Annotated in this window: 12 protein-coding genes, 1 tRNA gene, 1 pseudogene and 1 riboswitch; of the genes and pseudogenes, 13 read left to right on the plus strand and 1 reads right to left on the minus strand. The window is 33.9% G+C overall.

Annotated elements, in window-relative coordinates:
• The first annotated feature begins 30 nt into the window (after nucleotides 1-30).
• A riboswitch (TPP riboswitch) is annotated at nucleotides 31-136 on the plus strand.
• Nucleotides 137-235: 99 nt separating this feature from the next.
• The 8 genes and pseudogenes from thiC to Q3907_RS06420 all read left to right on the plus strand — a co-directional run bounded on the left by thiC (nucleotide 236) and on the right by Q3907_RS06420 (nucleotide 7,448).
• Complete coding sequence (gene thiC, locus Q3907_RS06385; protein WP_295561706.1) at nucleotides 236-1,576, plus strand: phosphomethylpyrimidine synthase ThiC; 1,341 nt, start codon at nucleotides 236-238, stop codon at nucleotides 1,574-1,576.
• 205 nt (nucleotides 1,577-1,781) lie between these two features.
• The gene (locus tag Q3907_RS06390) at nucleotides 1,782-2,429 is read left to right on the plus strand and encodes a Crp/Fnr family transcriptional regulator (protein WP_301897702.1); all 648 of its coding nucleotides are present in this window, start codon (nucleotides 1,782-1,784) and stop codon (nucleotides 2,427-2,429) included.
• Between the two features lie 684 nt (nucleotides 2,430-3,113).
• Nucleotides 3,114-3,719 carry a TetR/AcrR family transcriptional regulator gene (locus Q3907_RS06395; RefSeq protein ID WP_301897703.1) on the plus strand — a complete coding sequence of 202 codons (606 nt, stop codon included), beginning with the start codon at nucleotides 3,114-3,116 and terminating at the stop codon, nucleotides 3,717-3,719.
• Nucleotides 3,716-4,165, plus strand: coding sequence for a hypothetical protein (locus Q3907_RS06400; protein ID WP_295646165.1), 450 nt, complete (start codon nucleotides 3,716-3,718; stop codon nucleotides 4,163-4,165). Before Q3907_RS06395 ends, Q3907_RS06400 begins: the two co-directional genes overlap by 4 nt.
• Nucleotides 4,166-4,278: 113 nt before the next feature.
• Nucleotides 4,279-5,190, plus strand: a complete 912-nt coding sequence (locus Q3907_RS06405; protein ID WP_301897704.1) for an ABC transporter ATP-binding protein — start codon at nucleotides 4,279-4,281, stop codon at nucleotides 5,188-5,190.
• A complete protein-coding gene (locus tag Q3907_RS06410) occupies nucleotides 5,190-6,092 on the plus strand; it encodes an ABC transporter permease (RefSeq protein WP_295646172.1) in 903 nt (300 codons plus the stop codon). Before Q3907_RS06405 ends, Q3907_RS06410 begins: the two co-directional genes overlap by 1 nt.
• A gap of 93 nt (nucleotides 6,093-6,185) precedes the next feature.
• Complete coding sequence (locus Q3907_RS06415; RefSeq protein ID WP_301897705.1) at nucleotides 6,186-6,932, plus strand: YoaP domain-containing protein; 747 nt, start codon at nucleotides 6,186-6,188, stop codon at nucleotides 6,930-6,932.
• Nucleotides 6,933-7,159: 227 nt separating this feature from the next.
• Nucleotides 7,160-7,448: pseudogene (locus Q3907_RS06420) on the plus strand (competence protein TfoX).
• 214 nt (nucleotides 7,449-7,662) lie between these two features.
• Here Q3907_RS06420 and Q3907_RS06425 read toward each other — a convergent pair.
• A tRNA-Trp gene (locus Q3907_RS06425) sits at nucleotides 7,663-7,737 on the minus strand.
• A 134-nt stretch (nucleotides 7,738-7,871) separates the two neighbouring features.
• Here Q3907_RS06425 and Q3907_RS06430 point away from each other — a divergent pair.
• The 5 genes from Q3907_RS06430 (at nucleotide 7,872) to Q3907_RS06450 (ending at nucleotide 12,621) form a co-directional block, all read left to right on the plus strand.
• A complete protein-coding gene (locus tag Q3907_RS06430) occupies nucleotides 7,872-9,152 on the plus strand; it encodes an adenylosuccinate synthase (protein ID WP_118357325.1) in 1,281 nt (426 codons plus the stop codon).
• Nucleotides 9,153-9,193: 41 nt separating this feature from the next.
• Complete coding sequence (locus tag Q3907_RS06435; RefSeq protein ID WP_295647401.1) at nucleotides 9,194-9,358, plus strand: hypothetical protein; 165 nt, start codon at nucleotides 9,194-9,196, stop codon at nucleotides 9,356-9,358.
• A gap of 8 nt (nucleotides 9,359-9,366) precedes the next feature.
• A complete protein-coding gene (locus Q3907_RS06440; RefSeq protein ID WP_301897706.1) occupies nucleotides 9,367-10,140 on the plus strand; it encodes an HAD-IIB family hydrolase in 774 nt (257 codons plus the stop codon).
• A gap of 96 nt (nucleotides 10,141-10,236) precedes the next feature.
• Nucleotides 10,237-11,229, plus strand: a complete 993-nt coding sequence (locus Q3907_RS06445) for a PD-(D/E)XK nuclease family transposase (RefSeq protein ID WP_301897707.1) — start codon at nucleotides 10,237-10,239, stop codon at nucleotides 11,227-11,229.
• A 129-nt stretch (nucleotides 11,230-11,358) separates the two neighbouring features.
• On the plus strand, nucleotides 11,359-12,621 hold the full coding sequence (locus tag Q3907_RS06450) for a PTS sugar transporter subunit IIC (RefSeq protein ID WP_255466318.1): 1,263 nt from the start codon (nucleotides 11,359-11,361) through the stop codon (nucleotides 12,619-12,621).
• Nucleotides 12,622-12,631: the final 10 nt, after the last annotated feature.

Here is a 12,631-nt window from a genome sequence, read left to right on the forward strand (position 1 = left end):
TCTTTTAAAATTGGTGTATAAATTACTTGTAAAATAAAAAAAGGGAGCTTGTACTACAGGCTGAGAGGAAAGTATGACTTTCGACCTAGAACCTGATTTGGATAATGCCAACGTAGGGAAATACTTTGTTTTTTAGCGTGAGTATACCTATATTGGTTGCTCACTTTTTTTATGTGGCAAAATGGGAGCACCACTTTTTGTCACTTAAAAAATCATTTGGTAAAGGAGAATTAGAATGAACACAAATGAAAGTACAGTAAGTACAGGCGCTACATATACGACTCAGATGGATGCTGCGCGTAAAGGCATTATTACGCCAGAAATGAAGATTGTAGCCCAAAAAGAAAAAATGACAGAGGAAGAACTAAGAGCGTTAGTGGCTTGTGGAAAGGTTGTTATTCCGGCTAATAAAAACCACAAATCTTTAGATCCTGAAGGCGTTGGTAGTATGTTACGAACTAAAATCAATGTAAATCTAGGGGTTTCTAGAGATTGTAAAGATTACGATGTAGAAATGAAGAAAGTAATGGCAGCTGTAGACTTAGGCGCTGAATCCATTATGGATCTATCAAGTCATGGAAATACACAGCCATTCCGTCAAAAATTAACATCAGAATGTCCTGCAATGATTGGTACAGTTCCAGTATATGATAGCGTTATCCACTACCAAAGAGATTTAAATACATTAACTGCAAAAGACTTCTTAGATGTAGTTGAGTTGCATGCCAAAGATGGTGTGGATTTTGTTACTTTACATTGTGGAATTACTAGAAAAACAATAGATCAAATCAAAAAACACAAACGTAAAATGAATATCGTTTCGCGTGGAGGAAGTTTAGTTTTTGCGTGGATGTCAATGACAGGAGAAGAAAATCCATTCTACGAATATTATGATGAAATTCTGGATATTTGTGAAAAATATGATGTAACGATTTCTTTAGGAGATGCTTGCCGTCCAGGATGTTTAGCAGATGCTACAGATGTATGTCAAATTGAAGAATTGGTTCGTTTAGGAGAACTTACAAAACGTGCTTGGGAGCATAATGTACAAGTTATTGTAGAAGGACCTGGACATGTTCCATTAAATCAGGTAGCCGCTAATATGCAAGTACAGCAACAAATTTGTATGGGAGCTCCATTCTACGTGTTAGGACCATTAGTTACAGACATTGCACCTGGTTATGATCATATTACAGCTGCTATTGGTGGTGCCGTTGCTGCTATGTCAGGAGCTGCATTCTTATGTTATGTTACACCTGCTGAACACTTGGCTTTACCAAATGTTGAGGATACAAAACAAGGTATTATTGCTTCAAAAATTGCGGCTCACGCGGCAGACATTGCTAAGGGAGTTCCTGGAGCTAGAGATATAGATGACAAGATGGCAGATGCAAGAAAGAATTTGGATTGGGACGCACAATTTGAATGTGCTTTAGATCCTGAGACTGCAAAAGCAATTCGTCAATCTCGTATGCCAGAAGATGATCATAGTGATACTTGTAGCATGTGTGGTAAATTCTGTGCCGTGAGAAGTATGAATAAGGCTTTATCTGGAGAGAATATAGACATCTTATAGAAACGTAGTTTAAACTGCGTTTTTTTCTTGTCAAGGTTGTACATTTTAGTAAGGGTTTGTAAAAATTAACTGATTTTAATCAAGAGTGGGTAGGATATGATACATTAAATATGTAGCTTTATTGTTAGATTCATCTATAACAAACGTTAATGAATGACGTATGTTAATCATGATACAATAGACAACGAGTTAGAAAGGGTAATTTATGAGTGAGTTTGTATTAGATTTTTTTGAGGGGAAGAATCTTGCGGCGATCGAAAAAAAGAAACATTCATATTTAATGATGGATGGTCATGATCAGGCAGATATTTATATATTGAAAGATGGGATTGTAAAAACGAGTGTTATATTAAGTGATGGTCGTGAATTTAACATTATGTATTTAAAAGGTTTCGATGTACTTTCACTTTTAAAAGATGAAATAAAAAAGGTTACTTCAGCATCTTTTCATATTCGTATTGAAAGTGATACGGCTGTATTCTATCGTGTGAATCGAAAATTGTTTGCGAAATATTTAAGTGAAAACAAAGAATTAAGAGATTATATGGATGCATATTATCGTAAGAAGTTGTCGGAAGCTATTTATCGTCAGCAATTAATGACTATGAATGGTAAAAATGGTGCCGTATGTGCTTTTATTTATTATCTGGTTGAATTATTCGGAAGAGAAGTTAAGAAGGGGATCTTTATTGATCTTCAAGTCACAAATGATGATATTGCTGGTTTTTGCGGCATATCTACAAGAAATAGTGTAAATCGAATCTTACGTGGATTAAGACAACAAGGTGTTATAACAATGGTATATCATAAAATCCTAGTTCTAGATGTGGATTATTTAAAGAAGTTTATTTAGTAAATAAGCTTCTTTTTTTTGGCAATTTTGTGAATTGTTTAAGATGAATGAGTGGACTCGTTAATATGAAGGTAGAAAGGTTAGGGGAAAATGATATTCCTTAAAAGAATTATTTAGTAAATGAAAAGGAGAATCGGTTTAGATTCTCCTTGATTAAAAAGTTCTGAACTCTTTTAAATAAAGGACTTCAGAGCCTTAAATTTCAAACTGACAGAGGGGTAGTAGGAGCAATAATTTTGGGGTTTATATACGTATTTTCTCTATACTTAAAGGTGATGATGATTTTATCATGATTGAAAATAAGTGCTTTATATGTTTTTTCTTATCATATTTTACAGCTTTTTAAATTTTTTAGTGTTCATGAAACTTAGACAACGAATATAAAATATCAATTAATAATAGAGATGGTATTTGTATAAATAATCAAAATATCAAAAAATCATATTATATAAATGAGGATTGAATAATAAATTACTATTGGATTTTCAAACGTTTTTGGCTTCAAGGGAAAATTCTTTAGATGAAAAGTAGATATAAGAATTTCTGAATAAAGAGAAGATAACTATTAGTTTTGTCATTCTAACCTGTACTTGTATAATTAATAGCTATGTGATATTGCAAAACTACTGAAAGATAGTTAATATACAACTAAACGGTAATTTTCGAAGGATGGCTAAGACAAGAATGAGTGATACAAGAAAAAAAGAGATTATTTTGGCTACATTAGAACTGGCAGCTAATAAAGGACTTGGTAATGTTTCTATGAATATGATTGCAGATAAAGTTGGAATAAAAAAACCATCATTGTACAATCATTTTTCATCGAAAGAGGAACTTGTTGAAGTAATGTATCAATTTCTTAGTAAAGAGGCTAAGAAAACTGTTAATATTGGTGCAATTGATTATACGACTTTTTTTGTTGGAAAGAGTGCATTGGAAATATTGAGGATGGTGGTCAAAGGATATTTTAATATGAATCAGCAGGAACATATGATAAATTTCTATAAGGTTATCTATTCTGAAAGAAGTTTAAATCCTGTGGCAGCAAGAATTGTAGCAGAAGAAACGGATAATATGATTTTAGCAACGAAACAGCTTTTCTATGCTATGGAAGTGCATAAATTACTTCATTTTACAAATCCAGATATGAGTGCAGTGAGTTTTGCAATGACAATACATGGATTAATGGATTATGAACTGGATCAAAATAATGGTCAGTATAGCTTTGAAACAGATAAGAGTCTTTTGGACAACTATTTGAAGTGGTTTTGCGAGGAGTATGCTGCATGACAATGAATAAATATTTGAATTACTGGGGATTGATTTTTATTGTTGTGATTTTGATTCCTAATATTGTTTTTGCGATAACATGTAAAGATGGATTAGAAAATCGTTACAAGAATAAATTAGTTGGATTTTTTGAACAGATTGCTAGATTCGGATGTTTTGTCAGTATGTTTCTTATAATCCCTTTTATGAATAAAGGATATTGGTTTAAACAAGGAGAAACGGTTTATCTAGTTTTGGGAGTTATATTTGTAATATTGTATTGCTTAGGATGGTTTATATTCTGGAAAGAGGATTCTATACGAAAGTCCTTATACTTATCAATTATCCCATCTTTATTATTTATAGAAAGTGGTATTACAAGTGGCAATATTTTGTTGTTGATTTTTGCGGTGATCTTTGCTCCATGCCATATTCTAATAAGCTATATGAATGCTATTTTAATGTGATTTGAAGATTGAAAGGCATGGATCCGGACAATTTTTGAATGTATGGATTCTAAAAAAGGTAAATCAAATGTATGTTACTGCATTTAAGGAAAATGAAAATAAAAGGAGAAAATATGGTATCAGATATAATTAAAATCAACCATTTGAATAAAAGCTTTGGGGAAGTAAAAGCAGTAAATGATTTGAGCTTTTGTGTAAAAGAAGGAGAATTGTTTGCATTTCTTGGAGTAAATGGCGCAGGGAAAAGTACAACTATTTCTATTCTTTGTGGACTGTTGAAAAAAGATAGTGGAAGTGTTCTTGTAAATGGAATTGAAACTGACAAAGCTGGCGCACAGACAAAAAGGATGCTTGGTGTTGTGTTTCAGGATAGTGTGCTTGATAAACCACTTACAGTGAAAGAAAACTTAATGAATAGAGCTGCTTTGTACGGTATTACAGGTAATGCTTTTGATAAGAGATTACAGGAGCTAGTTGAGATTCTTGAGTTTGACGATTTTTTAAATAGACCTGTAGGAAAACTGTCGGGAGGACAGAGAAGAAGAATTGATATTGCTCGTGCATTGTTGCATAGACCAGAAATTTTGATTCTTGATGAGCCTACTACAGGACTTGATCCACAAACAAGGCAATTAATCTGGAATGTTATTGATAAATTTCAGAAAACTGAAAATTTGACAGTATTTCTGACTACACATTATATGGAAGAGGCGGCTAATGCTGGGTATGTTGTGATTCTTGATAAAGGAAGTATCGCTGCGCAAGGGACACCATTTGAACTTAAAAATAATTATGTGCAAGATATAGTGTCAGTTTATGGTGTTTCTGAAGATGAAATAAAAACATTGAATAGAGAATATAAAAAAATTCGTGATGGATATCAGATAAAAGTAAGAAATACGAAGGAAGCAACGAAACTTATTATTGATCATCAGGAGCTGTTTACGGATTATGAAGTTGTAAAAGGTGGCATGGATGATGTGTTTCTTGCGGTTACAGGAAAAAAGCTTGAAGGTGAGCGCTGATGAGAACAGTATTGGCATTAATGAACAGAAATAGGAAACTGTTTTTTAGAGATAAAGGTATGTTATTTACATCGATGATCACACCTGTCATTTTGATTGTTCTGTATGCTACATTTCTTGCGAATGTTTTTAGAGATTCTTTTACGTCAGCCGTTCCAGATATGATCACGATTTCGGATAAACTTATTAATGGAACCGTGGCTGCACAGTTAACAGCATCACTTTTGGCAGTAAGCTGTATTACTGTAACATTTTGTGTAAATCTGACTATGGTGCAAGACAAGGCAAATGGAACAAGGAAAGATTTTGATGTTTCACCGGTCAGCAAGCGAAAAATTTATTTAGGATATTTTCTCTCAACGGTTGTTAATTCTTTGATGGTCAATGGATTTGCATTCATATTGTGCTTGGGATATTTATTTAAAATGAGATGGTATATGAGTATAGCAGATGTAATATGGGTTTTATTTGATATGATATTGCTCGTTTTATTTGGAAGTACAATTTCAAGTGTTATTAGCTTTCCATTGACAACACAGGGACAGCTTTCGGCTGTGGGAACAATTGTCAGTGCAGGATATGGTTTTATATGTGGCGCTTATATGCCAATTTCGAATTTTGGGTCGGGGCTTCAAAAGGTGTTGTCGTATCTTCCAAGTACATATGCCACTTCATTGATTAAGAATCATATGCTTCACGGAGTTTTCAGCGAGATGGGAAGAAAACAGTATCCGAATGAAATGGTTGAAGCAATAAAAGACACTCTTGATTGTAAGCCGGTATTTCATGGAAATGTGGTAAGTGTAAATCAGATGATTGGTATTATGATTGGAAGTATTGTTTTATTTGGAGTTATTTATTTTTTTGTTACATCGTTTTTTAAAGGTGAAGACAAAGGGTAAATAACATTATTTTAGAGGATAAAAGTGGAAATGAGTGAAAGAGTAAGGTTGAATGGAGAAATGAATAGTAGAAATTTTCAGGAGGAATAAATCATGAATTACATCCGAGTGACAAAAGAAAATATTGATAAAGAACATATTTGTTGTGCTATGTCTGGTAAGCAAAGTCTTGCCAAAAAGGAATGGATGAAGCAACGCTTTGATGAGGGACTTGTTTTTTACCGTAGTGAAGAGCGTGGCAAGTGCTTTATCGAATACATTCCGGCAGAAAATGCCTGGGTACCTATTGAGGCAGATGGCTGGTTCTATATCAACTGTCTATGGGTTTCCGGTTCTATGAAGGGACATGGGTATTCTAATGATTTATTGGACAAATGTATCCGGGATGCCAAAATGCAGGGGCGAAAAGGAATTTGTATTTTGTGTGCAGAAGGCCGGAAGAGGGAATTTCTTGCCGATCCAAAGTTTCTGAATTACAAAGGATTCAAGGTTGCAGACATATCGGACTGTGGAATCAATCTCATGTATCTTCTTGTTGAAAAGGATGCCCAGCCACCAAAATTTAGAGAATGTGCGAAGCATCCTACGATTGAGGAAACTGGTTTTGTCCTTTATTACACCGATCAGTGTCCATATACATATTATTGGGTGCCAAGGGTGCAGCAAGTGGCAAAGGAACATGGCATCATGTTTAAGGTCATTCATATTACGGACAAAGAAAATGCTCAGAATGTCCCTGCACCAGTCACTACGTATGCATTATTCCAAAATGGTAAATTTTTGACCCAGTCCATTCAGTCAGATAAAAAATTTCTGGCATTGGCAGGCATTTTGGAGTGAGGTACTTCTTGTATGCGAGAAAATGGAGGTAAGAATGAAAAGCTATCGTATATACATCAAATGCTGGAAGTACAGCAGATGATGTTGTGTAGACGATTATCACAAAATATACGTATGCAATTTGTTGCTAAACTTATATAACAAGAAAAAGAGATGTGAAGAACAAGTTGATTTTTACGATTACGATATATTCATAGTGTGCATGTAGGCGTTAGAAAGGATAAAGAATGGCTTCAAGTAAAGAATATTTACAATTTATATTAGAGCAGTTATCGGATTTAGAGGAAATTAATTTTCGCGCAATGATGAAAGAAGTTATTTGTAAAATCAACGCAATCTGCGGTTTCTTATATTGGAATTGTGACTTACGAATTACCGTATGAAGGAGCAAAAGAGATGTTGTTAGTAGAAGATGTTGACAGTAAAGAATATCTATCTGGACTCTTCAATGCAATGTATGATGAATTGCCGGTTCCTAAATCATACAGCAAAAAGAAATCTTTGAATAATCAGTAATTGTGAAAGAAGAAAAAATTATGGGAATAAAAAAACACTCATCAGAGTGTCAGTTTAATAGATGTACTGAAGTATGTTTATGTTTCTGTTCAAGGCTTATAGACGTTTATTAAAATAAGCTTTTACAGTTTTCTTTACAACTTTTGAAATTGTAAAGTACAAAAAAACTCTGAAATCCTCTATATAAAGGACTTCAGAGCTTTAAATTTCAAACTGGCAGGGGTAGTAGGACTCGAACCCACATCAACGGTTTTGGAGACCGCTATCTTAGCCTTTGGACGATACCCCTAAGTGCCCGTTAATGATAACATGAATTAAATGGTTGTGCAAGCTCTTTTTTTAAAAAATCTCAATTGACAATAATATGAGGGTTACTTATAATTAATTAGGTATTGTAAAGAACATACCTAAAAGGAGGCTCTTATGTCAAGCCAAGTAGTTGTAGGTACCCAATGGGGCGATGAGGGTAAAGGAAAAATCGTCGATGTTTTAGCAGAAAAGGCGGATATGATCGTTCGTTTCCAAGGTGGAGACAATGCAGGTCATACAGTCATTGTAAATGGTAAGAAACATGTATTGCACTTATTACCAAGTGGTGTTTTACACGAAGAAGCAACTTGTATTATTGGTCCAGGAGTTGTTTGTAACCCATTTGTATTATTAAAAGAAATGGAACAATTAGAAAAAGATGGTTTATCAACGAAACACATCATTATTAGTGACCGTGCACAGATGTTAATGCCATATCATCAATATCAAGATGAATTAGAAGAGCAAGCTGCATCTAATAAAATCGGAACTACAAAACGTGGAATTGGTCCATGTTATGCAGATAAGTATGCTCGTCATGGTATTCGTTATCATGAATTTAAGGATTTTGAACATTTTAAAGTTCGTTTAAAAGACTGCTTAGATTTCAAAAACAAATTATTTACTGCTGTTTATGGTGGAAAAGCTATGGATTACGATAAGATGGTAGCTGATTTTGAAGCTATTTATGATCGTATTGTCCCTATGATCCAAGAAACAACACACTTAGTAAATGAAGCATTGGATGAAGATAAGACAGTATTGTTTGAAGGAGCTCAGGCAGCTATGCTTGATATCAACTATGGTACATATCCTTATGTAACTTCTTCAAGTCCAACAAGTGCTGGTGTTACTACAGGTGCTTGTATTGCACCAAGTCGTATTCAGACTGTTGTAGGTGTTGTTAAAGCGTATTCAACTCGTGTAGGAGAAGGACCATTCGTAACTGAGTTATTGGATGAACAAGGTGAATGGATTCGTGAACACGGTGGAGAATATGGAGCTACTACAGGTCGTCCTCGTCGTTGTGGATGGTTGGATCTATTGACAGTAAAACATGCAAACTTAATGAGTGGATTAACAGATATCGTTATCACTAAGATTGATGTATTAGACGGTTTAGATGAAATCAAGGTTTGTGTTGGATACGAAATCGACGGTAAAGAATATAACTATATTCCTAGTGATCAGGCAGATGTTGCCAAAGCTAAACCAATCTATAAAACTTTCAAAGGTTGGAAGACAGATATCACTAAGATGACTTCAGTCGATCAATTACCTCAAGAATGTTTAGACTATGTACACTTCATTGAAGAATTCACAGGCGTACGTGTTTCTATGATTTCTGTAGGACCAGATCGTGTTAATAATATTTACGTACATGAGATCAAGTAATTTGATCTCTTTTTTTGTGTTATAATTTACTTGGTGATTTTATGATACTCGATATAATTCATGGACATATAGAAGAGATTGTATGTGGAAAAAGTGGATTGGCACTAAGCCATGAAATTCGAGATATGGAAGAATATGTTACGAACTTAAGTGGGAAACAAAATTTAAGATGTGATGGTTGTATTGACGAGGGTACAAGAAAGTAGGGGATCGAATGAATAAAAAATATTTTTTCTTTGACATTGATGGCACTTTAACTGATCGAAAAACCGGTAAGATTGTGCCAAGTGCACAAATGGCATTAAATGAACTTCAAAAGGCAGGACACTTTGTAGCGATTGCGACAGGTCGTGCTCACTATAAAGCACGTAACTTTATGGAAAGTGTGGGTCTTCATGATATGGTTTGCTGCGGCGGTGGTGGATTAGTCGTTCATGATGAATTAGTTCAAAATATTCCTTTGAATTTAGAAAAATCAAAGGCAATTGCCAAACAAGCATTATCTTTAGGATATGGTGTTTTATTTGCGTTAGATGATTCAATTAAGGTATATACTCAAGATCATACATTCCAGAATCAAGTGGGGGATCGTAAAGAGCCAACGGAGTATGTGTATGATGAAAATTTGGATGTAGACAAGTTGGATGTTATTTATAAAATGTATATTTCTATTCCAAAAGAGAAAGAATCAGAATTAACTTTAAAGGATACACTTGGAAATCTTCGCTTTGTGCCAGATTATTTAATGTTTCAATATGATGCAAAACACCAAGGAATCTTGGATATGATGCAGCATATTGGTGGTGATTTAAAAGATGTAGTTGTCTTTGGCGATGATACAAATGATATGGTTATGTTTGATCCACAATGGACAAGTGTAGCGATGGGAAATGCGTGTCAAGAATTGAAGGATATCGCAACAATAGTTACAGATGCCAATGTAGATGATGGTATATATAATATTTGTAAGAAAATGAAATGGATTTAAGGCCCTAAAAAGACATTTTTTTGATTTTTATTCGAAAAAGTGTCTTTTTTTACGTATATGAGTATGTAGGAAATGCCTACTAGAAAAGAGGTGCTCATGCGTAGTGCAAATTTATTAAATGATTTCGCCTTCAAGTATGTTTTTGGTGAAGATTGTAAGGAGGCCAATGATGCCTTAAAATCATTACTCACGGTATTTTTAGAAAGGAAGGTGAATTATGTTGTTGTTAAGAATTCAGAAATAGTAAAAGACTATAGTAAAATGAAAAGTCCAAGGTTAGACTTATTAGTTGAATTTGATGATCAAACAACTGTAGATTTAGAAATGCAGTTAAGACAAACCAAAGATAATTTGCCAATTCGCTTTAGTTATTATTTGGCTAGACTTCATGGGTCACAAGAATTGGAAGGAAAATATTATGGAGAGTTAAAGGAAACAATCGTCTTAGTGTTCTTTAATGTGAATTTAATTGATAATCATAGAATGTGTAACACATTCACATTAAGGAATGAAGAAGGTTTATCTTTTGTAGAAGAAAGTCAGGATCGCATGAAGTTACGAACAGTTGAAATGGCAAAGTTGGATATAAATAAGTCACTTGAAGACATGAATGAACAGGAAAAGATGGTTTATTACTTTTTGAATTGCCACAAAGGAATGGATGATAGTAAAATTAAGGTGATGATAGAAAGTGATGGGGTGATTCAAATGTTAGAGAAGCGTGTAGAAACCATATCGGATGATGGTTGGAAAAAAATAATAGAAGATTTTCAAAAACTGCATGAAAATGAAGAACGAATGGAACGACAGCTTGAACTTGAAGAAGCTCAAAAACAAGTCAAAGATGCTCAAAAACAAGTGAAAGATGCTCGAAAACAAGCAAAAGAAGCTCGAAAACAAGCAAAAGAAGCTCAAAAACAAGCAAATGAAGCTCAAAAACAAGCAAATGAAGCTCAAAAAGAAGTGAAAGAATTGAATCAAGAAAGAGTTTTGATGGTTCAAATGATGCTTAAGAATGGTATGAGTGTATCTCAAATTGCGAAGTCTATATCCAAAAGTGAAGAAGAAATTATGAAATTGATTTTGTAGCCACCTATATGGTGGTTTTTTTTTAGTTTCCACTTTAAGTGGAAAAAGAAGATTTGAGAATTATGATGTGAACATTTAATATATAGTTAACAATTTGGTCGACAAAAATTGTATACGAGGAGAGCGAAAATGGAAAAAATTCAAAATGTTCTTATGAAGTATTTGATGCCAATTGCGAACAAGCTTGAACAACAAAAACACATTCAAGCTATCAAAGATGGAATCGTTGCTTCAATACCTATTATTATCGTTGGTTCATTCTGTACTATTTTCTTAGGTATTGCCAACCTTTTAGGAAGTGGACCTGTTTATGATTTTTTAAATGCAAATATGGGGGTCTTGACATATGCATCAGCATTCACAAACGATATGCTTGCAGTATATGCAACATACTTTATTGCGAAGACTTTATCTGAAAAATATGATTTAAAAGGAAGTCAACCTGCTGTTACTGCTTTAGTTGTCTTCTTCATTCTTTGTGCTGTAGTCAAAGATGGTCAACTAAGTACATCTTATTTAGGATCAACTGGATTATTTACAGGTATTGTTGCAGCTTTATTTACAGTTGAAATTTATCACATTTGTTACGAACGCAAATGGTATATTAAAATGCCAGAAAGTGTACCACCAATGGTACAAGATATGTTTGCGGCATTAGTACCATTAGTATTGAACACAATTATCGCAGTAGCGATTGCGAATCTTTCATTGACTTTTGGAAAGGTTGCCTTCCCACAATTGATTATGAATGTATTAGCACCAGCTGTAACAGGTATGGATACACTACCAGCTTTATTGATTGTGATGTTCTTTACGCAATTATTATGGTTCTTTGGATTACATGGACCAAGTATTACTTCTGCTGTATGGGCATCTTTTGCGATTGCGTATGCCGCTGAAAATATTGCAGCTTATACGGCAGGACAACCTGTTCAACATATTTTTACTTTTGGATTATTCTATTGTATATTATGTGTATCAGGATCTGGTTTAACATTAGGATTAAATATTTTAATGATGAGATCAAAGGCAAAATCATTGAGTTCAGTAGGTAAAGTATCTATTATCCCTGGCTTGTTTGGAATCAATGAACCATTAATTTTTGGTACACCAATTATCTTGAATCCATTTATGTTTATTCCATTTGTGTTCGGACCATTGATCTGTACAACAATTGTATATTTAACAATGAATTTAGGCTTAGTCGGTAAACCAATTGCCAATCCTCCAGGATTCTTGCCTCCAGGAGTAAGTGCATTCTTAATGACATTAGATTGGAAGTCTGTAGTCCTAGTATTTGTATTGTTGATTCTACAAACTGTGTTCTATTATCCATTCTTTAAGATGATGGAAAAAGAAGAGCTACAAAAAGAACAAGCTTTAGAAAAATAGGAAGAGAAAC

This window comes from uncultured Holdemanella sp., assembly GCF_958348295.1.
In the GTDB taxonomy this organism is placed as follows: domain Bacteria; phylum Bacillota_I; class Bacilli_A; order Erysipelotrichales; family Erysipelotrichaceae; genus Holdemanella.